General features: G+C 40.9%; 18 protein-coding genes and 2 pseudogenes. 14 read left to right on the plus strand and 6 right to left on the minus strand.

From position 1 onward, the window contains the following. The first annotated feature begins 379 nt into the window (after positions 1–379). From L1266_RS16020 to L1266_RS22515, 9 genes and pseudogenes are all read left to right on the plus strand, one after another. A complete protein-coding gene (locus tag L1266_RS16020) occupies positions 380–3,730 on the plus strand; it encodes a glycosyltransferase family 2 protein (RefSeq protein ID WP_235377899.1) in 3,351 nt (1,116 codons plus the stop codon). 3 nt (positions 3,731–3,733) lie between these two features. Beyond that, entirely contained in the window at positions 3,734–4,792 is a 1,059-nt protein-coding gene (gene ribA / locus L1266_RS16025) for a GTP cyclohydrolase II RibA (RefSeq protein ID WP_118845496.1), read from the plus strand. Continuing rightward, entirely contained in the window at positions 4,780–6,216 is a 1,437-nt protein-coding gene (locus tag L1266_RS16030) for an asparagine synthetase B family protein (RefSeq protein ID WP_235377900.1), read from the plus strand. Before ribA ends, L1266_RS16030 begins: the two co-directional genes overlap by 13 nt. Further along, a complete protein-coding gene (locus tag L1266_RS16035; RefSeq protein ID WP_118845500.1) occupies positions 6,213–6,902 on the plus strand; it encodes an arylamine N-acetyltransferase in 690 nt (229 codons plus the stop codon). Before L1266_RS16030 ends, L1266_RS16035 begins: the two co-directional genes overlap by 4 nt. Positions 6,903–7,408: 506 nt before the next feature. Then, positions 7,409–7,654 (plus strand): YfhL family 4Fe-4S dicluster ferredoxin, encoded by a 246-nt coding sequence (locus tag L1266_RS16040; protein WP_054553587.1) that lies wholly within the window; start codon positions 7,409–7,411, stop codon positions 7,652–7,654. An 88-nt stretch (positions 7,655–7,742) separates the two neighbouring features. Beyond that, positions 7,743–9,062, plus strand: coding sequence for a methyl-accepting chemotaxis protein (locus L1266_RS16045; protein WP_235377901.1), 1,320 nt, complete (start codon positions 7,743–7,745; stop codon positions 9,060–9,062). A gap of 276 nt (positions 9,063–9,338) precedes the next feature. Continuing rightward, entirely contained in the window at positions 9,339–9,545 is a 207-nt protein-coding gene (locus tag L1266_RS22505; protein ID WP_235377902.1) for a hypothetical protein, read from the plus strand. Between the two features lie 251 nt (positions 9,546–9,796). After that, positions 9,797–10,063, plus strand: a pseudogene (locus tag L1266_RS22510) (PAS domain-containing protein); the annotation flags it as partial. Next, positions 10,049–10,654, plus strand: coding sequence for a methyl-accepting chemotaxis protein (locus L1266_RS22515; protein WP_442960609.1), 606 nt, complete (start codon positions 10,049–10,051; stop codon positions 10,652–10,654). The pseudogene L1266_RS22510 and the gene L1266_RS22515, both read left to right, overlap by 15 nt. A gap of 2 nt (positions 10,655–10,656) precedes the next feature. On the opposite strand, the gene L1266_RS16060 is transcribed toward L1266_RS22515, so the two are convergent. Continuing rightward, entirely contained in the window at positions 10,657–10,908 is a 252-nt protein-coding gene (locus tag L1266_RS16060) for a TIGR03643 family protein (RefSeq protein WP_054553589.1), read from the minus strand. A 45-nt stretch (positions 10,909–10,953) separates the two neighbouring features. Continuing rightward, positions 10,954–11,838, minus strand: a complete 885-nt coding sequence (locus tag L1266_RS16065; RefSeq protein ID WP_235377903.1) for a LysR family transcriptional regulator — start codon at positions 11,836–11,838, stop codon at positions 10,954–10,956. Positions 11,839–11,940: 102 nt separating this feature from the next. Here L1266_RS16065 and L1266_RS16070 point away from each other — a divergent pair, with 102 nt between their 5' ends. From L1266_RS16070 to L1266_RS16080, 3 genes are all read left to right on the plus strand, one after another. Further along, positions 11,941–12,570 (plus strand): NAD(P)-dependent oxidoreductase, encoded by a 630-nt coding sequence (locus tag L1266_RS16070; RefSeq protein WP_054553591.1) that lies wholly within the window; start codon positions 11,941–11,943, stop codon positions 12,568–12,570. Positions 12,571–12,637: 67 nt separating this feature from the next. Beyond that, on the plus strand, positions 12,638–13,660 hold the full coding sequence (locus L1266_RS16075) for a Kelch repeat-containing protein (RefSeq protein WP_166338459.1): 1,023 nt from the start codon (positions 12,638–12,640) through the stop codon (positions 13,658–13,660). Beyond that, positions 13,657–14,376 carry an SIR2 family NAD-dependent protein deacylase gene (locus L1266_RS16080; RefSeq protein WP_235377904.1) on the plus strand — a complete coding sequence of 240 codons (720 nt, stop codon included), beginning with the start codon at positions 13,657–13,659 and terminating at the stop codon, positions 14,374–14,376. Before L1266_RS16075 ends, L1266_RS16080 begins: the two co-directional genes overlap by 4 nt. A gap of 34 nt (positions 14,377–14,410) precedes the next feature. Here the strand turns inward: L1266_RS16080 and L1266_RS22520 are convergent, their stop codons facing one another. Together L1266_RS22520 and L1266_RS22525 are read right to left on the minus strand one after the other, a co-directional pair. Next, positions 14,411–14,962: a carboxylesterase family protein gene (locus tag L1266_RS22520; protein ID WP_442960610.1), complete on the minus strand. Its 552-nt coding sequence runs from the start codon at positions 14,960–14,962 to the stop codon at positions 14,411–14,413. 12 nt (positions 14,963–14,974) lie between these two features. Further along, a pseudogene (locus L1266_RS22525) lies at positions 14,975–16,002 on the minus strand (carboxylesterase/lipase family protein); the annotation flags it as partial. A gap of 253 nt (positions 16,003–16,255) precedes the next feature. On the opposite strand from L1266_RS22525, the gene L1266_RS16095 reads away from it, so the two are divergent. Then, positions 16,256–16,867: a MarC family protein gene (locus tag L1266_RS16095; protein ID WP_235377907.1), complete on the plus strand. Its 612-nt coding sequence runs from the start codon at positions 16,256–16,258 to the stop codon at positions 16,865–16,867. Between the two features lie 40 nt (positions 16,868–16,907). On the opposite strand, the gene L1266_RS16100 is transcribed toward L1266_RS16095, so the two are convergent. Then, on the minus strand, positions 16,908–17,906 hold the full coding sequence (locus L1266_RS16100; RefSeq protein WP_235373912.1) for a DUF4382 domain-containing protein: 999 nt from the start codon (positions 17,904–17,906) through the stop codon (positions 16,908–16,910). 229 nt (positions 17,907–18,135) lie between these two features. Between L1266_RS16100 and L1266_RS16105 the strand changes: the two genes are divergently transcribed. Then, a complete protein-coding gene (locus L1266_RS16105) occupies positions 18,136–18,576 on the plus strand; it encodes a hypothetical protein (RefSeq protein WP_054553598.1) in 441 nt (146 codons plus the stop codon). A gap of 37 nt (positions 18,577–18,613) precedes the next feature. Here L1266_RS16105 and L1266_RS16110 read toward each other — a convergent pair whose 3' ends face one another. Beyond that, the gene (locus L1266_RS16110) at positions 18,614–20,302 is read right to left on the minus strand and encodes a methyl-accepting chemotaxis protein (protein ID WP_235377908.1); all 1,689 of its coding nucleotides are present in this window, start codon (positions 20,300–20,302) and stop codon (positions 18,614–18,616) included. Positions 20,303–20,337 lie beyond the last annotated feature (35 nt).

A 20,337-nucleotide genomic window follows, 5' to 3' on the forward strand; every position in this document is an offset into this window, starting at 1 on the left:
CATACCAACCTTCGTTACATTGTCAGAGCCGCTACTTTATTCAGGCTCCTAGGATCATCTGGTGATACAGATGGTTCACTCATTAAGCGGTGAACAGCGCTTCATACGACTTCACGTCGCACGCCCCTTTATGAGTTTACGTAACAGAAAGGTGTTTTTGCTTAATAGAAAATTCCCCAATATTTCTTAATGACTGGTCATGCAAAACCGATGTATGGTTTATCCAAAAAGCGTTTACTTTTAACATTTCTAGTTTAGTCACACATTTGCATACCTATTCCTGAGCAGTTGAGATAAAATCCGGTTGATTTTATCAAGTTGTGGTAATTCATAAGGTCACTAGCATATTACTAGTTGTTCAGAAGTAACGGAGTATAGTTTGACGCACGCTTGGCAAGTAGCAGCAATTATTGCGACTAAAAACAGGTCTGACTTGTTGAAAAATAGAGCATTATATTCAATCTTGAACCAATCTAGATTGCCGGATTACCTTATTGTAGTAGATGACTCACCAGAAAATGTTCAACAACAGAATCGATACATTGTCGAATCTCTAGCATTAAGTAACTGCCACAAACAATATCTGATAAATCAGCGAACTCAAGGTGCTAGCGGGGCGTGGAATACAGCTGTAGACTACCTGTGTGCACAGCAAGGTAAATATTTTGACTCGTTGTTTCTGGCATTTCTTGACGACGATGATGAGTGGCATTCTGATTATTTGGAACGCTGTTTAGCGACAGCTAGTATGAAAAACTGCAATATGGTCGCCGCTGGATTTTATCGTTACGAAAGCAATGACCAACCGCCTATTGAGAGTTTACCCCCTACGTTTTTAGATGAAGACCTATTCCTGAGAGGAAACCCAGGTATTCAGGGTTCTAACTTGTTCCTGTCTCTTGATATTATGCTGATGGCCGGTTGCTTTGATGAGCATTTAGTCAGCAGTACAGACCGCGATTTGTGTATACGCCTTTGTGAGATAGGGTCTCTTCAATATCACAGTATAGATGAAGTGTTGCTAAATCATTATGCAGATAGCTGCCGCCAACGTTTAAGTACGCCAAATTCACCATCTAAGCAAAACGGTTTGTCTGCATTTTGGCAGAAGTACAATGGGCGGATGAATAACACACAGCATGACGCATTTCTTAAGCGTGCCCAGAACCTGTTTAATTGGCAGCCCAAATCACCCTTACTACCACAAGCAACATCAACGTCCGCAGTTCAATTTGGACTAACACTTGGAGTTGATTTAGGAAATATCTCCTTTGGTCAACTAAAGAATCTCATCATTAAAATTCACCAAGTAGATCAGCAGAACTTAGTAGGTTTTAACCTGATCTTGACCGCAGTAACTGAAGTATTGAATCTGAATGATTTGAATACATTTCTTGAATTTTTGGGAAGTCAGGGTATCACGTATTACAACTTATGCGATCAGCAAACATGTGTTGAAACGGCTACTGCAATTGTTGCCCAAGAGAACGTCGGTCATAGCGCATGGGTCTTAAAAAATAGGTGGCATCAAGAACAACTAATGGATAAAGGTGATAACGATACTTTAACACTGTTACGCCGGCTAGGCGCTTATCAGTTGAACTGCGTTACCTTTGATGATCAATTTAAAAAACAACAAAAAGAACTCGTTCAAAGGATAAAACAGTGCCGTGTTGAGGTTGCGCAATCTCGAATCTCAAAGCTATTTTGTATCGATGATCTGAAATTGCTTGGCACCGGTTCGGAAGCCATTGTAATGACCGATGGTAAACGAGTTTTTAAGTGCATCGATTACTGGAAAACTCGTATACCTACTAAGCAAATTAAGTTCCTACAACAGAGCTGCTCAAAATGGCATGACCTGCCCGGTTTATATGCTCTGAACGAAGTTTTTATCAATGGAACAAGCTTAGTCCTTACTTATCCTTACGAGGAAAGTATCCCATATCAAGGTGGTGACAGTGAACACGTTATTAACCTGCTTCACAGTTGCAGCAAAGCGGGTATTGTTTGTAATAATATCCATCCTAAAAACTTGATTAAAACCAAGTACGAGGTGAAGTTGATAGATTATGGCTCAGATATTCGACCATGGAATGAACTCGGTTTTGAACATATGGCACGGCGAGCATATCTAGCTATACATCATGCAGATAATCCTCGCCTTAAATCCTTAATGCGGCAGTCATTGCAAACTATAAACATGCCAGAAATGCAGGGTTATCAAGTTTTTCGCCAACGATTAGCTGGTATTGACTGCAATTTAGAGCAAGCAAATCGAGCGAGGCTCTCTCTGGCTCCGTCAGGGCCAGTAACTCCTTTTGTGCTGACCATTGGTGTCATTACCGGAGATGCCTATAAATTGTTACCCTTGCTTAACAGCATTGCTGAACTAGAACAATGTAGTTACTTGTCCGAGGTAAACACTATCGTACTTTGTAACGGTTGCTCAACCAGAATCGTTGAAGATGTTCTTATGCATAGCAAGCGTCCATTGAGCACCATAAGAATAATCAGCGAAACACAACAAATAGAAGATACGGAAAATGGCTTATTCGGTCGATGTTTCACTAGTCGTCAGGCTGGGCAGGTAGGTATTGCACATGCTCGCAGTATGCTACAAAAGTATGTTGGTTTAGAGTGTGAAACGAAGCCAGGTAGCGTTGCTTGGATCCTTGATGATGACATGCGTTTAGATGCACGTGCGAAACAATACCTCCCTTGGTTACCAAGATTTAGGCAAAATGGTATTGATGTTGTTATTGGGCAATATGAAGGTTCCTCACCTAATCCGCCATTAAATGGGTTACGTGGTCAGTTGTTGGATCTGCTACATAACTTACGTTGGTTAGAGACTTTATCGAACGATATTGAACTTCCAGATCGAAGCAGTGAGAATACTATTCTTCGCACCAAATACCCTGATTATTACTATGATCTATCACGCAAACACTCAGGTCATGTTGAAGCCCCATTTTGGATTGAACCTGCTTATGTTGGTGAAACTGTAGCGGAAGCACGTGCTCGTTTATTTGCTTTTGCACCAATGTTAGTCACCGGGTTCCCGCTTACTCGCGGTATCATCCCGTCATGCACTGAAAATCCATTAATGGCCGCGAAAGACACCGTTAATCGCGGGGGAAATACCTTTGTTTTAAACCCTAAAGCGTTAACACAAGTACCCAACTTGATACCAATAATAAATGATCGTGAGGCCCGCCGTTCAGATATGCTTTGGGCAATAGCCAACAAGCATCATAATCGGCTGAACATTAAAAGCGCACCATTCCCTGTACAACACACTGGCCGTGTGCAAAATGAGAAAATATTAGATTTGGAGAAAGTACAGGATGAAATTATGGGTTCAGCGTTGTATGCAGGTTTACAAGAATTCTTGTCAGCAAAAGAACAACATAACCTGGTTTTTAATCCTGATGAGATCTCTGACGTCTGGCAAGCAACCAGAAATGCACGCAATACCCGTCTTGCACGCTTAACACTCAGTTATTACAGGATTAATGGATTGGCACAGGCGTTGTCCAAGTATCCAGAGCTTACTGAACTGAGTGAATATCTTGCACGCTCTTTTAATTTCAGTGCAATTGAGAAACTAAAAAATCAGGTTGAGCAAATGAATGAGCATCATATTTGCGATTTTTTAAACCAAATAGTGCCGCAAAGTGCCCGCTTTGCGAATGCGCATAAGAACACTTTTGAGATAGTTGAATAAAAAATGCCTTATAAAATTTACTGTGAGCTCCCTACACTACACGGTACATTTCGAATGTATGACACTGGCAATGAGTTGTTAAGAGTGGTTACCTTTGGCGATATCAACAACCTAGGTAGCAAGCCTATGGTAAGAATACACTCTTCATGCCTTGCCTCAGAAGTATTTGAAGCTCGAGATTGCGACTGTGCAGACCAATTACGCGAAGCTATGAAAGCCATGGCTCATGATGGAAGTGGAATTATTTTTCATTTACATCAAGAAGGAAGGGGGCAAGGTCTATCTAAGAAAATTCAGGCAGTGTACAAAATGCAGGCGGAAGCCCTGGATACAGCTGAATCATTTCAAGCTATGGGCTTAGACCAAGATATTCGAGATTACGGGCCAGCGATTAGTGTACTAAAAAAAATGGCCATCGAAGAAGTGCGCCTAGTCTCAAATAATCCGCGAAAACGAAGTGCTTTAGAACAAGCTGGTATTGCGGTAGAAGTTGTAAATACACATCCGCAAGTACGCCCTGAAAACGCAGGCTATTTGCAGAGTAAGAATGATAAATTGGGGCACTACCTGCCGTTAAGTGTTGAGAATGATAATTCCAGTCCAATTCATTTTTATCATTCAGACCAAACATGGGGAGAGTTTTCCAACTTTTCACAACATGCCGTATATATACAAGGCAAAATTTGGCGAACAACCGAGCACTTTTATCAAGCACAAAAATTTACTGATCCAGTACTACAGGAACGTATCCGCACAGCTGCGAGCCCAATGTTAGCCAAAGAAATAGCCAGTCAGTTAGAAGTAAAACACCTGCAAGAAGACTGGTGTAACAAAAAAGAGAAGGCGATGTGGCAGGCAATAACAGCGAAGTTTACTCAACACCCTGAACTCAAAGAATTATTGTTATCGACAGAGCAACGTAACATAGCAGAACATACGAATAATGATAGTTATTGGGGGGATGCAGAAGATGGCTCTGGATTAAACCGGTTAGGTGAGTTATTGATGCAATTACGTAGTCAGTTACTGGATAGCCAAGAACAGAAATTATGTGCGGAATAGCGCTGCTCTATGGCGATACTGCAAAGGATAAGGTATCTGCCACATTAACCAAACTTTCTCATCGAGGGCCGGATGATCGGCACTGTTGGATAAATGGACAACTAGCTATAGGGTTTGTCCGTTTGGCTATAAACGATGAAAGCACGTCTGGGCGACAACCATACAACGCTGGTGAAATGATTGGCGCAATTAATGGTGAAATATACAATGCTGATGCTCTTGCTAAACAATATCACCTCACGTTAAAAAGTGAGTGTGATACACATGTCGTCGTTCCTCTATTTTCTGAAATAGGTAATCAGGTCCTGGCCGAGTTAGATGGATTTTATTCAGGTGTAATCTACCAATCTGATACGCAGACTCTTTATCTATTGCGGGATCATATAGGGAAAAAGCCCCTATTTTATGGACGAGCAGATAATAACTTATTTGTTGTAAGCGAGCTCAAAGCACTGCAAGACATTGAATGGTTTGAGCAAGTCCCATTGGGAATTAGCCAGTTAGAGTTAACTTCTGGAAAGTTAACTCTAATAGCAGAGCACCCAGAATTAGTCACTACAAAGCTTAATCTTGCTATGGCAATGGAAAAAGCGGTGATTAAGCGTTTACCAAAGCAACCTGTCGGTATTTTTCTTAGTGGTGGTTTGGATAGTTCAATTATTGCAGCTTTAGCACATCAATATCATAAAAATATTACTTATTTTGTACTGGGAAATCCTGATAGCCCGGATGTAGTAATGGTTAAAAAGCTTGTTAATCACTTGGGAATAAAGCGGGTTAACTATATTCCACTGCCAACGGAACAAGAGTTACCTACTTTGATTGCCAAGATAGTACGCGCAACTGAAAGCTACAACCCATCGTTCATTAGCAATGGTTTAGCAACCTACTTATTAGCAGATTCAGCACATAAAGAAGGATTAAAAGTTGTCCTAACCGGAGAAGGTGCGGATGAGCTTTTTGCTGGGTATCACGAAATGCTATCAGAAGATGAATGGCAATCAATTCGTTCAAATCTGATAAATGATATGCGCTTTACTGAGCTACGTAGATTAGATAAATGCAGTATGGCGCATAGTATTGAAGCTCGTTGTCCATTTTTGGATCGGACGGTGAAGAGTATCGCTGATACCTTAGAGCACAAAAATTTTTATTCGTATGGCCAAAATAAGGTGGCACTTAGGGATACCTTTGGGCATTTATTACCAGTTGAAATTGCTGATCGCAAGAAAACTTCATTTGATGTTGGTAGTGGCATCCGCAAATTAGTCGTGGAGTACTTAACTCGTAACACTAATACAGAAATCGTCGAGCTAAAGAAAATTTGGAGTCAAACATTTACAAACAACGCTGACAATTCTTACTTTTTTAGTTACCCAACATTCGATAACGTTATTGCAAAACGTGGGGGGTTCCACAGATGACAGTACGGTTAGCCCAACAAATATTGCTCGAAAAGTTTCAACGAGAGCCGTTTCACAACTTCTATTTAATCAATGATATTCAGCCTACTACCGGGGTATACGGGGGGACCTGTTCAGATAAGACTCTGAGTTACTTAGAAGCAGTAAAAACTGCGGGGCTAGATGCGCATTTGCATTCTGCACGGATTGGAGGGAAAGAAATCCATCGACTGGTGAGACTTGAAATAGATAATCAGCGCTATTTTGCTGATATTGGAAATGGCTGGCCATCTATTCATCTCTTCCCTGTGGATACACCAATTGAGTATGAGTGTTACGGCATGACTTATAGAACAAAAATAAAAGATGGTGTTATCACTGTGTACCACAGAAAAAACGGCGTCGAAAAGCAACAGATGGATATAGATATTGCAGAAAAATCGGATGCGGAAATCCGTCAAAGAATAGCTAATCGTTTTTCAGCCAATATAAATTATCCATTTAGCAATCAGCTGAGATTTTCAATGATTGTTGGTCAACGTTTTGTGTTTATTCGTGACACTCAGCTAGAAATATACAGTAGTGATGGTTACGAGGAAGTAACCAATATCACTAAAAGTGACATAAAAACAGTGATAATGAAATATTTTAACTACGATATCTCACCACTTGAATCATTCATTTTTAATAAAAAAGTTAACATATAAACAACGAGTAGCCCTCTATTATGATTAGTAAAGTGAGACGGAGATAATGAATGTATCATCGATAAAGTTGCATAACTTTATAGTGTTAAGTAGGCTGTTTTATCTTCTGCTTTGCCATTTTCTTGAATCTCATGCTATGCGACAAGCGGTGCCTTATTGCATTATGGGATACCAAAAGTTATCGATAGACTGGAAATTGGCACGTTGTTGTAACTCGGAATTGTCCAGTAACGAGTTATTATCTTATTAATGCTATTCATACTTAAAACATACATAGTCACCAAACCTCTCACTTATCTCATCACATAACTTAGTTCGGTAGATAATCCCACTACATTACAGCTGTAATAATGCTCTCGGAGGATCTTAACTACTTTTAAGCTTGATCTAGATCAAAGAAACTTTATACGCTGCAATTTATAGTGCGCGGCTGCAATTTTCGTTGTTTTTAAAAACTAGATTAGATTTTAAAAACAATACCCATTTATAGTGCTTAAAGGTGTGTCATGGCATTACTCATCAATAACAAATGTATTAACTGCGACATGTGTGATCCTGAGTGCCCGAATGAAGCTATTTATATGGGTGCAAAAATCTATCAAATCGATCCTAATAAATGCACTGAGTGTGTTGGGCATTATGATAATCCTACCTGCGTTAGTGTATGTCCTATCGACTGTATTAAGCCTGATCCTAATCATCGTGAAACGTTAGATGAGCTTGCTGAAAAATATATCAAGCTGACTGAGTGAATTAATAATAAAATTTACAGCTTATTAGTACACCTTGATTCAAATGTTCTACACTTACTTTAATGCACGTTAATCTCTTGAGGATCCTATGTTTTTCAGTAAGTCAGTAAACTCTGAGCTTGTGTCGTTAAAGACTGAGTTATTTCATCTACAGCAAGTGTGTGATGGCTTGAATGAAGAAATGATTTCGCTTAATGTACTTGAAAGCGGCGAGGTATCCTATATAAATCAAAACTTTACCAAAGCACTTGGCTACGATAAAGATGCGTTCCCTGGCACGCACTTATTTGACATCATTACAAATGAGTCCAAATCTACTGAACAATTTAGCCAATTCTCTTCTGCTTTAGAGCATTGTAAGCACTGGGTTGGGGCGCTGCAGTTTTATCACAAAAGTGGTAAAACAGAGTGGCTTAGAATTATTTCGCACCCAGTAAAAGGTCCTCAAGATCAAATTCTATTTTTCGCAATTTATGCCACTTTACTAACCGATACAATTGCTACCGCAAGAGAGCATAAAGACATTATTAAAGCGTTACACCGTGCTATGGCGGTTATTGAATTTGATTTAGAGGGTCATGTTTTAAGTGCAAATAGTCATTTTTACAATGCGATGGGTTACTCCGAAAAAGAGATAAAAGGTAAACATCACAGAATGTTTTGCGAACCAGAAGAAGCAAACTCTACTGAGTATGAGCAATTTTGGCAGCGTTTAAAAAATGGTGAGTACATAGCGTCTCGCTTTAAACGTGTTGATAAGTTTGGTAATACCGTTTGGCTTGAGGCCTCTTACAATCCGATTTTTAATGATTTTGGGGATCTCTATAAAGTAATGAAATTTGCAACTGTGATCACTGAACAAGTGAATCGTGAGCATGCAATTTCTCAAGCGGCAGAGATTGCTTACGGTACCTCAACAGGAACCGACAAACTCGCTGTAAAAGGAGCTGAAGTACTTAAAAACACAGTGGCTGTTATGGATGAACTTGCTTTACAGATGGAGCAAGCGGCGCAAGAAATCGCAGCCTTAGATAAGCAGTCGCAACATATAGCAAGTATTGTACAAAGCATTAGTAGTATTGCTGATCAAACTAACTTATTAGCGCTTAACGCTGCAATTGAAGCAGCTCGTGCAGGTGAGCAAGGCCGTGGTTTTGCGGTGGTTGCAGATGAGGTTAGGCAATTAGCATCTCGGACATCTAAAGCAACTGAAGAGATTGTGGAAGTTGTTCAGCGAAATCAATCATTAACTCAAAATACAGTAAAGGTTATAGAACAAGGGAAAGTCAAAGCAGAGCAAGGTCTTGCTTTGTCGAATGAATCAGGACAAGTAATGGAAGATATTCAACATGGAGCACAGCAAGTTGTTGATGCGGTTGGCCAGTTTGCTAACCAGTTAAATAAGTGATTCTAATTTGCAATAAGCCTTAGGCATCTGCATTGATGCAGCTGTAGAGTATTATAAGCAACCTAATAACGAGATTTTGCTGTGTTATCAATGCGGTTTAATTTCCTTAAAGCTCCTCCTATTTTTTGCGAATTGGAAGGAATACCTTGTCTCACTTCTTGAAACTCCATATCATAGAAATATAGGGATATATTGTAATAGTTTAATATTCAGTAACTTTTTAAGTAAATGAGTTCACTGTTTGAATTTTAATTTAGCAATGAAGTGATGTACCCCATGTTTTCTACCAAGCCACTAAAAAATAAAATAACCAATCTTGAAGACGAATTATTTAGGGTTTCTCAAATAAAGCAAAATCTTGATGAGCTAATGCTTACATTAACGCTTGATGGCAAAGGCTGTGTTATTGATACTAATCCCCAAGTTCAAATTGAACTGGGTTTTAGCGAAAATCAACTTGATGGGATGCATTACTTGATTTAGTGCCGCAATTGGCGCGAAAAACAGAACACTATCTGAACTTTAAACACGCACTACAAAACAAAAAGCCATGGGCAGGAGCCGTTCAGTTGGTCAATGCTAAAGGTGAAGAGGCTTGGCTAAGAGTGTTCGTTCATCCTGTGGTAAATAAGCAAAACCAATTTCTTCATTTTACATTGCATGCAAATGCATTAACACGCACGATTGAATCGTCACGCGAAAACCAGGACTTAGTAAAAGCAATTCATCGCTCTATGGCCGTAATCGAGTTTGATTTAACGGGTCATGTATTAAAAGCAAATCAGCAATTTTTACTGGGTGTGGGCTATAAAGAACACGAAATTATTGGTAAACACCATAGTATGTTTTGTTCACCTGAAGAAGCAAGCTCATCAGAGTACGCGGCATTTTGGCAGAAACTTCAAAAAGGTGAGTTTGTTTCCTCTCGATTCAAACGTGTTAATAAGTATGGTGATCCCGTGTGGTTAGAAGCCACATATAATCCTGTGTTTAGTGAACAAGGGGAGCTTTATAAGGTTGTTAAGTTTGCAACGGTGATTACTGATCAAGTAAATCGTGAAATAGCTGTGTCTCAAGCAGCTGACATTGCTTATAGTACCTCGACTGAAACTGATCAAATCGCTCATCAAGGGGCTGAAGTACTCAGTAATATGGTTAGTGTTATGGATGAACTTGCAAATAAAATGGAACAAGCAGCAAATGAGATCACAGCACTTGATAAACAGTCTCAGCAAATCGCAAATATAGTTCAAAGTATCAGTAGTATTGCTGATCAGACAAACCTATTAGCGCTTAATGCAGCGATTGAAGCAGCTCGTGCTGGCGAACAAGGAAGGGGCTTTGCTGTTGTTGCTGATGAGGTAAGACAGCTCGCTTCACGTACTTCAAAAGCGACTGTTGAAATTGTTGATGTTGTACAGCAAAACAGGGCACTGACTCAAAATACAGTTGAAGTTATAGAACAAGGTAAGAGCAAAGCTGAACAAGGCTACAGCCTAGCAACTGAATCTGGCAAAGTTATGTCAGATATTCAAAATGGCGCACAAAAAGTGGTCGATGCGGTTGGTCAGTTCGCTGACCAACTTAAATAGTGTTACCTGTGCTTATATTGAGTTTTGCAATAACCTCTTAAAATATCGGGATGGCGAAGTTTAATATGTTTACTTTGTCTCCCTGATACGCGCTTTCGCCAGAGTTTAAAACTCGAGCTTGTTAATTGCTCACGCATCAGTGCAATAACGTTTTTTTCATTTAAACCAAACTGTTGGTTTATTGCTTCAAACGGGGTTCTGTCTTCCCACGCCATCTCTATGATGCGTGATACTTCATGATCTAAGTGCTGCATTACGGCTCCTTTTTGTAGCTTATACGTATTTGCAGCAGGTTTAGATTATAAAATATCGTGTTGCCAGTGCTCTGCTAAAAAGTCGATGAACGCTCTGACTACATTTTGTTGGAAGTTACGCGATAAATACACCGCCCATAAGTGAGAGCCCATAGTAGTATGCTCTGGCAGTACTTTTACAAGCTCACCTGATGCCAAATAGTCATTGGCGAGATCGCATGGTAGGTGAGCCACCCCTATTCCTTGTTTTGCTGCTTTTAGAAGCACCCCCATATCGTTGGCAACAATGTTGCCCTTCACAGTCACTTTTTGTGTGTTGTCGCCGTGTTGAAATTGCCAAATAGTGTGTTTGTTATGAATAAGGCAATTGTGTGCGGTTAAGTCACTCGGCTCAAAAATCTGTGGATGCACAGCTAAATAATCGTTAGAGGCACACACAGCGGTTGCGATATACATTAGCTTACGGGCAATAAGACCTTCATCGGGCTGGTGGATGTAACGCAAAGCGATATCAACGCGGTCATCAACCAGCTGCGATAAACTATCTGAAAGTAACAGTTCAAAGCGCGTCTGCGGGTGGCGTTTGGTAAACTCTTCGATGGCATCAAATAGCTTATGTTGGCCAAGCCCAATCGGGGAGGCAACGCGAATGGTACCTACCAATTCGTTGTTATGACTGTGTGCTCGGCTTTGTAAATCAGACACTTGATTTAATATTTGCTGGCAATAGCTAAGGGCTTCTTCGCCTTGAAGGGTCAAACTTACTTTGCGTGTTGTGCGATGAAACAACCTTAAATTTAGCCACTTTTCAATGTCTTGAATATGCCTAGAAACTTGTAATCGGCTTAAACCTAAATGCTCTGCAGCCTGAGTAAAACTGCCTGTACGGGCAACTTCGACAAAGCTAGTAATTGAAGTGAGTTTATCCATTGGTATCTTAAAATGAAACAATGTGTATCTATATAGTGTATTTATCAGTAATTGGTGAACAAGTAAACTGCAATCATTGAAACAAACAACGGAGAATTCCTCATGAAATTAGCAGTTATTGGCGCAACAGGTTGGATTGGCAGCCACATTACTTCAGAAGCAATCGCACGTGGTCATCAAGTTAATGCATTAGTTAGAGACGCAAGTAAAGTAACCCAAGATAACGTCACTGTGACTGAATTTGATTTAACTAAAGACGATATCGCAACTGCAGCTGCAGGTAGTGATGTTGTTATTGCGGCAATTGGTGGTCGTGCTTTAGGTAACCATGAAATTGTTGCAAACACAGCAAAGCAATTATTAAACGCGCTTGCAGGTACTGGAACACGTATTTTATGGGTGGGCGGTGCTGGTAGCTTAGAAGTGGCACCCGGTGTAACTCTGGTATCAAGCCCAGATTTTCCTGCTGAATACAAAGCAGAAGCCATTGCTCAAGGTGAGGCACTTGATGTATTTAGAGCATCAGCAGCAGATACAGCTTGGACTTTTGTATCACCGGCAGCGGTCATTTACCCTGGGGAGTCAGAAGGCCCGTACCGTGTTGGTGGCGACAGCTTCTTTACTGATGCAAATGGCGAAAGCAAAATATCAGTTACTGATTATGCTAAAGCGATGCTTGATGAAGCACAGTCGGCAGCGCATTTAAATCAACGTATTAGTATTGCTTACTAATAGCGAGCCTTTATTCAGGCTCATAAAATGGTATTCTAAAAGACGTGTTAAGTTACCTGTTTAATTTATGAGCCTGTTATTTTCTATTGCACTTGCAACCATTCCTGCTTTACCTGAACCCGTCGCAAACAATGCTGTCGCCAAAGTTGTTATTGATGAACAAGCCTACTTCCTAAGCTTTATGGGCTTGAGTTCAGGCAAGGCACATACCGATGTTCATAATAAAGTGTGGGTCCTTAAAGTGGGCGACAACGCGTGGCAAGCGGCTAAAGCTGTGCCAAGTACATTGCCCCTTACTGGTCGTTTGGCGAGTACCGCAGTGGGTGTGGGTAAGCATGCCTATGTATTTGGTGGGTATACCGTTAGCGCCGATCATCAAGAAATCTCTACACCCGATGTATATCGCTATGATGTGCTCTCTAATTCATATACGCAACTTGCCAGTATGCCTGTTCCGGTGGATGACAGTGTGGCACTTAAGTACCAGCAGCGTTATATCTATTTGGTCAGTGGTTGGCATAACGATGGTAATGTTAACTTAGTACAAGTGTATGATACGCAAACAGATACTTGGCAACAGGCATCGCCGTTTTTAGGTCAACCGGTGTTTGGCCAAGCAGCGGCAATTAGTGGAAACACTCTATTGGTGTGTGATGGCGTTAAAACACAGGCGAATGCTGATAAGCGCCGCTCTTTTGCTGCGGTTGCACAGTGTTTAAAAGGCACGATTGATGCTGATAACCCATTAAAAATAGATTGGCGTACCGTGCCGCACCCTACAGGTGTAGCCCATTACCGTATGGCAGCAACCAGTTTTAATGGCGATATTTATATGATGGGAGGCTCTGATAACCCATATAACTACAATGGCATGGGATACGATGGCAAACCAGCACCAGCGAGTGATCATGTTTGGCGCTTTGATGTTGAAAAAAACACATGGCAAGTAATGCCAAAAGCCGATACCGCGAGCATGGATCATCGAGGTTTATTAGAGCACCAAGGAAGTTTGTATCGTCTGGGTGGTATGGACAATAATCAACAAGTGACAGCCGATGCCCTTGGTTACAAGGTAAAGTTATCTCTATGAATACACTCTATATTACTGGAGCGGGAGTGAGTGCCGCTAGCGGTATACCAACCTTTCGTGGTGAAGATGGTTATTGGACCATTGGTAGCAAAAATTATACGCCGATGGAAATGGCAACCCGTGCTATGTACGAAAACAACCCTCGCGAATTTTTAGCTTGGTATTATCATCGTTTTGCAACCTATCGCCATCACGGCCCTAATGAGGTGCATCATTGGTTGAGTGATAAAAATCTCATTACGCAAAATATCGATGGCCTTGATGGCAAAGCGGGAAACACTGATTTTATTGCTATTCATGGTCGCTTAGATCAAATGACACTGTTTCACCATCAAGGTGACGATGTGATGGCTTTTAACGCACCGTGGGATAAAGTCAACGAAGACAACCTCCACCACTCCTTGCTTGAGGTGTTCAATATTAATAATGAAAGCCCTAAGCTCAACGAATCGTTTAAGCCGTACGTGTTGTTATTTGACGAATACTACACTGAGCTTTATCGAATCTCTCAGGCGCAACAGCGTATGCTCGATGCCGATAAAATCGTCTTTATCGGCACCTCGTTTAGCGTCAATATTACGCAAATGGCACTCGATATTGCACGCAGTCAAGGCACGCCAATTGAAGTAGTAGACCCAGATCCTACTCATGTATTTCATCCTAATGTGACATACCACAAGATGACAGCGCTTGAGTATGTTCAGCAGCAAGGATAAAAATAAGGCGCTTATTAAGCGCCTTATTTAATTATTACTTTTCAGCTTTTGTTGCTGTGATGTTTAACCGAGCTTGTAAGGGGTCCGGTAAAAACTCTGCAGTCCCTGACTTACTCATTTGCAGTATAAAAGATTCATCATTTTGATATGCTTGCCAAGTCGGTAAACCTGGGCCATTTGGTGTGCCTAATTTAATAAAGTTCGTCACATAACGGTGCATTATTTTAGCGGCTTGCTTATCTTGCTCAGTGGTAATGTGCCCATATTTAGCAGCCACAGTATTAAAGAAGTACGGAATTTCGCTGGCGTGCTCTGCACCAGGTTTATCTAAAGTTTGCGCCACATAACCAAATCGATACAAAAAGGCATCATTACCCATATCTGTCACACGCTTTGCAACGAACCTTGCTGGCTCTTGCATTAAAGCGTCTTGACCAACTTGGTAATTAAGTAAGGGTAAAGGCATTTGGTCATTTGCATCGTAAGTCATTTTTGCTTGTGTACTGTGCGGGGCAAAACTCGCGAATAGCGCCTCTTTAGAAGCAAAATTAGCAAAGCCTAAATCCATATCTGTTGTGCCAACCATGGTCGCGACATGGCTAAATGTGCCTTTACTCAAGCGCGCTTCAGTCGCCGAATTGATAATAGTGCCATCAATAATTGGCCCGCCAACGTACGTAGAGTCATCATTATTTTGTCGATTTAATGTGCTCAAATTTAGGTTATCAACCACGTCTTCGGCAGATAACTCACGTAGTGCAGCAAGGGCATTTTCATCACTGCCTAAAATGGTGTGTTGTTTAGCAAAGTTTTCGCCAATTTTTTCGGCGCTTAATACGGTGTCGTCATCACTATTAAGTGGCAACTGCTTAAATAGCTCTCGTCCGCCCGCTGACATAATAATCGCTTGCTGGAATAAGCCATTAGCTGCAGGGGTTTGCATCATCGCATGTACCGATGCGCCTCCTGCAGATTCACCCATGAGTGTCACTTTTGCAGCATCACCACCAAATTGAGCGATATTTTGTTTCACCCATTCAAGTGCCGCAATTTGATCCATTAAAGCGTAGTTGCCAAGCGCATCGTTCTCAAAACGACTCAGAGCAGGGTGCGCAAAAAAGCCAAATCGGCCTAAGCGATAATTAAAGCTAACAAAAATAACCCCTTGTTTAGCAAAGCTCTCACCTGAATAAACAGCAGGTGATGCGCCACCATTTATAAAACCCCCCCGTGTATCCACACCACAACAGGGTAAGGAGTATCGCTGGGTTTAGTGGGTTTAAATACATTTAAATAAAGGCAATCTTCCGAAGGGGTTGTTGTCAGCGGTGCTGCATCGGCTACAAACGGCTTTTGCATACAGTCAGGCGCGTAATCGTTAAGTACTTTTACATCTTGCCACTTGGGCACAGGTTGCGGCGCTCGCCAGCGTAACTCTCCCACCGGAGCTGCAGCATACGGAATGCCTTTATAGGCAATAAAACGTCCTTCTTTTTGCCCTTGGATAAGCCCGCCGGTGACGGCAATTTGATCTGACTGAGGTTGTTCTTGGCAACCTTGCAAAAATACAGCAGAGCCTAATAGAAAAGATGAGTAAAAAATCGATTTGAGAATACGCGATGTCATAACAAAGCCTAGGCTGTTTGGGTAAGGCTTATAATATTAACATATTCAGATAGTAACAACGAGAAAACCAGCATAGCTACAAGGGGAGGCTATGCTGGTTTTAGTATTTGGCTAATAAAGAGTTTTCCTGTCATTAAATCGTTACAAAAAGGCTCTAAAAATCTGCAGCTCAATAACTCAAGGATCTGTGTAATACTTATTAGTGCAAAAAATTGCTAATGTAAAAGGAGTGTATTCTCATTTTAAGGTACATATGTTAGATAAAGTTTTGCATGATTTTTTAGTCATTTGGGCAACAATAGACCCTATCGGCACAATGGCGTTGTTTGCTGCTTTAACAGCTAAATTGCCTGCCGATAGGAGGCGAAAGACTGCTTTTAAAACGGTGGGTTATGCTGCCATTGTATTAATTGGAGCGATTGTCATAGGGCAGTTGCTGTTAACTGCAATGGGTATTAGTTTGTTGTCGTTCCAAGTTGCTGGTGGCATTATATTATTTCTGTTCGGTCTTCAAATGATTTTTGCTGAGGAGGCCCAGCAAGGTGATGTTGAGTCACAGCACGATATTTCTGTATTCCCTTTAGCAATTCCCGCAACAGCATCGCCGGGTGCAATTTTAGCGGTTATTCTAATTACCGATAACCATATTTATAGCGTTCAGGAACAAGTAATTTCGGCAATAACAATGCTGGTAGTGTTATTGATCACTTTATTATTGCTGTTGTTAAGTGAGCGAATTTTGAAAGTTATTGGGGTTGGCGGTGCATCGATACTAACGCGAATTATGGGGTTAATTTTAGCTGCATTATCTGTTGAGTTTGTGATGGAAGCACTAGGAGTCGCTAAATCGGTGGCCAATAATTAAAAAGCCCGCAGTGCGGGCTTTTTAATGGGGTATGCCAATATTATTCAGAAACAGTGAAAGATACGTCTAAGTCTTCACCCGATGTTACTGTAATTGGTTTTACTTGATAAAGCGTAAATGCTTCGTCTTGCGTTTCAGCGTCATCGATGTGCGCTGCACAGGTATAAGCAAGTTGATAATCACCTGGTTGAATGAACGCAAGTTCAAATTCGAATTGGTTATCTTCGCTATCGAACACAACATCCGCCGTTGCAAGAGGTGCATCTAATGGTGTTTCATCTTCGTTAACTTCATAGTTGTCCATTGGCATTTCAACATCGCTGCTATATAGGTAAACAGCATGACCGAATGAGCCATCTTCTAGTGCGATATCGATATTATCAGTTTCACAGTTAGCGATAAGTACGTCGCTAACTGTGCCTTCGATATCTTCAGATTCAGCAAGGTTTTCTAAGCGAACACCGCGTGGTTTTAAAAAGATCTCATCACTATTTTGTGGATCAACTAATGACTTTTTAAGGTCAAATTCAATAACAAACTCGTTACCAGCTTGGTTTAGGGTAAAGCCATCAAGTTGAATTTCACCGATACCATCGTTGCCTTTACGTTTAACAACCAGTGGTGCAATACTGTCATCTTCGTAAACAACATGCGAAGTCATGGTTAAATCGTTTGTGTCACCATTGATCACATCTGCACGGATCCATTGATATTCGCCAGCAGGCACTTCTTCATCTTCTAATAAAGAAAATACATCATCACCTGTGTAGTCTAATAAGTTAACCATTTCAGGCATGGTTTCATCATTATCTTCACGGGTCTCAAACGTGAATTCTTCACCACCTTGGGTTTTCAATGTGATTGAATCAAACACAACATTTACAGCTTTTAAACCTGTCACTGGTGCATCAGACACACCTAATGTGAACTGTGCAGTTTGCGGCTGAGGATCAACCGAGTCGTTCTTGTCGTTATCTGAGCCACAACCAACAAGTGCAAATAAAACGGCGCTGCTAAGTAATGTAGTTTTAAAGTTCATCATTTCTTCCCTTTGTGTTCTAAAAATTTATTAGCAGTGTAATAACTAAAACTTAATGTAACTTGAACTTCTAATGATAAGTTTCGATTAACACCTTTGTACCTTTTATGTAACAAGCTGAAAGTCAGAATAAAAAATAACTGCAAGTTTAGAATGCTTTTTAGGTAAATCCATTTTTCTTCCACATTTTGCTGACACCATGACAAAAAATAAGAACCTAGGAACGAAAATGAAGGTTATTGACTTGGAAAAGCGCTTTGAGCTTATGAGCTGGGCATTATTAAGTGCAGTAAATATGCTTTTACTAGTGGGGTTTATGAATAGTAAATCGGAGGTAAGTAATTTACTTTTTAGTTTTTTGTTGTGCTCTGTTTCATTACTATTAGCGGTACTTGTATTCAATTCAAAACGCAATTTAACGGTATGCCGCCACGGTGTGCATTACCGCAATTTATTCGGGCAATGCCGCCATATGCATGCAAGACAAGTGCAATTTATTCACCATTACTCGTTTTTTGGTTTGCGATTAGTGCTTGTTATGGGCGAAAAATATATTTGCTTTGCGCCTTTTTATAGCCTTAATGACAAACACCAACAACGCTTAAAGCGCTACGATAACGATTTGTTTGATTGGTTAAAGAACTTACAAAAGACCAATGATTTTTGTTAAGCAGGCGTATTTACCTGCTTAACCATGGCGCTAGATATTAGGTTTTATAACGACTTACATTTTGTTCTAACTGAGTTGCTGTGTCTGTCAGATCGTGCATGTACGATGTGGCTACATCGGTATCATTGGCGGTTTTATTCGCAATATCGACAATGGTCGTCATGTTTTGGTTAATTGCTTCAGACACTGATGTTTGCTCTTCAGCAGCTGTGGCTATTTGTGCATTTTGTGACGTGATAGTGTTAACCGAAAGCAATACTTCATTGAGTGCTTTTTCGACTTCGCCCGCTTCATTAACACTGGTTGCACTGCCTGATTTGATTGACTGCATAATGTTATTTACAGTTGTTGTTCCTTGTTGTACTTGCTCAATCATCGCCTCTATTTCATGAGTGCTATCTTGCGTGCGTTTTGCAAGCGTTCGCACTTCATCAGCCACCACCGCAAAGCCACGACCCGCTTCACCAGCTCGGGCAGATTCAATTGCCGCATTTAGTGCTAGTAGGTTTGTTTGCTCGGCAATGTTTCTGATCACATCAAGCACACTACCAATTTGACTCGATTGTTGATTAAGCTGATCGACCGCATTCGCCCCTTCATCAACTTGTTTAGCAAGGCCGTTAATCACCTTTATGGCAATGAGCAACTGGTTGTTAGCCTGTTTGACTAAATGATCGGCATGCTCAGCAGCCGTTGAGGCCTCTTGCGCACTGCGTGCAACTTCCATTGACGCCGCCGACATTTCGTTTATTGCGGTTGCAACTTGTTCACTTTCTTCATGTTGGCGATTAATACCTGCATGCATATTGGCAAGTAGCTCGTTGAGCCTATGTGACGCTTGATTCATCGATTGCGATGATTGGCGAATATCAATAACCATTTTACCAACGTCATCGGCAAAACGGTTAAACGAACTGCCAAGTTTGCCCAGTTCATCGTCTCGTTTCACCATTAAACGTTGGGTTAAATCACCATCACCTTGTGATATATCGTTCATTGCTAGTACGGTTGTGTGCAAAGGGCTAGTAATACTGCGCGATACCACCACTGCAATCGCTGCGGTAATTGCGACAGCAAATACAGAAGCGATGATGGTGTTTATAAAGGCATTATCGATACCTTCATTAACGCGTTGTTCTGTCGCTGCGACTTGTTGCTCAAGACCACTGATCCAAAAACCTGTTCCTAGCACCCAATTCCATTTTGGTACTAAAGCGGCATAGCCGAGCTTAGGATTCACACTGCCATTGGTATTTTTCCAAGAATACTGCACATAACCACCGCCGTTCTTTGCAGCATCAATCAGTTCTCGAATGAGATAAACCCCATTAGGATCTTTGAAATCATAAAGGTTTTTACCCTCAAGAGAGGTGTTAACCCCATGGGCAATGTTGACACCTTTTACATCATAAACAAACACATAGCCAGTATCGCCAGCATCATCAAAACGCAAATTACGTAAAATGCTTTTTGCTTGGTTTTGTAGTTGCTCAGTATTAGAGCCATCATCTTGTGCGATGAGGTTAGCAATCGAGCTCATAGCAATTTTTTGGTAATTGCTAACTTCAGACTTACGGTCGTTTTCCATTTGTGTAGCAAAACTTTCAACGGTTTGTGCACCACTGTGTTTTGATTGCACATAGTTGTAGAGTGTCAGCATAATTGCAATGAGTAGGGGGGGAAGTAGGGCTAGAAAGAGTACCCGTTGCTGTATTGATAGCGCCATTTATCGCTCCTAATAAAAATCCGCAGTACTAGTTT

The organism is Pseudoalteromonas sp. Cn5-37, from assembly GCF_021532495.1.
Taxonomy (GTDB): Bacteria; Pseudomonadota; Gammaproteobacteria; order Enterobacterales; family Alteromonadaceae; genus Pseudoalteromonas; species Pseudoalteromonas simplex.

Excerpts from the sequence above, each read along its gene's own strand:
- ribA (WP_118845496.1), top strand. The coding sequence starts at position 3,734 with ATGCCTTATAAAATTTACTGTGAGCTCCCTACACTACACGGTACATTT.
- L1266_RS16030 (WP_235377900.1), top strand. The coding sequence starts at position 4,780 with ATGTGCGGAATAGCGCTGCTCTATGGCGATACTGCAAAGGATAAGGTA.
- L1266_RS16035 (WP_118845500.1), top strand. The coding sequence starts at position 6,213 with ATGACAGTACGGTTAGCCCAACAAATATTGCTCGAAAAGTTTCAACGA.
- L1266_RS16040 (WP_054553587.1), top strand. The coding sequence starts at position 7,409 with ATGGCATTACTCATCAATAACAAATGTATTAACTGCGACATGTGTGAT.
- L1266_RS16045 (WP_235377901.1), top strand. The coding sequence starts at position 7,743 with ATGTTTTTCAGTAAGTCAGTAAACTCTGAGCTTGTGTCGTTAAAGACT.
- L1266_RS22505 (WP_235377902.1), top strand. The coding sequence starts at position 9,339 with ATGTTTTCTACCAAGCCACTAAAAAATAAAATAACCAATCTTGAAGAC.
- L1266_RS16060 (WP_054553589.1), bottom strand. The coding sequence starts at position 10,908 with ATGCAGCACTTAGATCATGAAGTATCACGCATCATAGAGATGGCGTGG.
- L1266_RS16065 (WP_235377903.1), bottom strand. The coding sequence starts at position 11,838 with ATGGATAAACTCACTTCAATTACTAGCTTTGTCGAAGTTGCCCGTACA.
- L1266_RS16070 (WP_054553591.1), top strand. The coding sequence starts at position 11,941 with ATGAAATTAGCAGTTATTGGCGCAACAGGTTGGATTGGCAGCCACATT.
- L1266_RS16075 (WP_166338459.1), top strand. The coding sequence starts at position 12,638 with ATGAGCCTGTTATTTTCTATTGCACTTGCAACCATTCCTGCTTTACCT.
- L1266_RS16080 (WP_235377904.1), top strand. The coding sequence starts at position 13,657 with ATGAATACACTCTATATTACTGGAGCGGGAGTGAGTGCCGCTAGCGGT.
- L1266_RS22520 (WP_442960610.1), bottom strand. The coding sequence starts at position 14,962 with ATGGTTGGCACAACAGATATGGATTTAGGCTTTGCTAATTTTGCTTCT.
- L1266_RS16095 (WP_235377907.1), top strand. The coding sequence starts at position 16,256 with ATGTTAGATAAAGTTTTGCATGATTTTTTAGTCATTTGGGCAACAATA.
- L1266_RS16100 (WP_235373912.1), bottom strand. The coding sequence starts at position 17,906 with ATGAACTTTAAAACTACATTACTTAGCAGCGCCGTTTTATTTGCACTT.
- L1266_RS16105 (WP_054553598.1), top strand. The coding sequence starts at position 18,136 with ATGAAGGTTATTGACTTGGAAAAGCGCTTTGAGCTTATGAGCTGGGCA.
- L1266_RS16110 (WP_235377908.1), bottom strand. The coding sequence starts at position 20,302 with ATGGCGCTATCAATACAGCAACGGGTACTCTTTCTAGCCCTACTTCCC.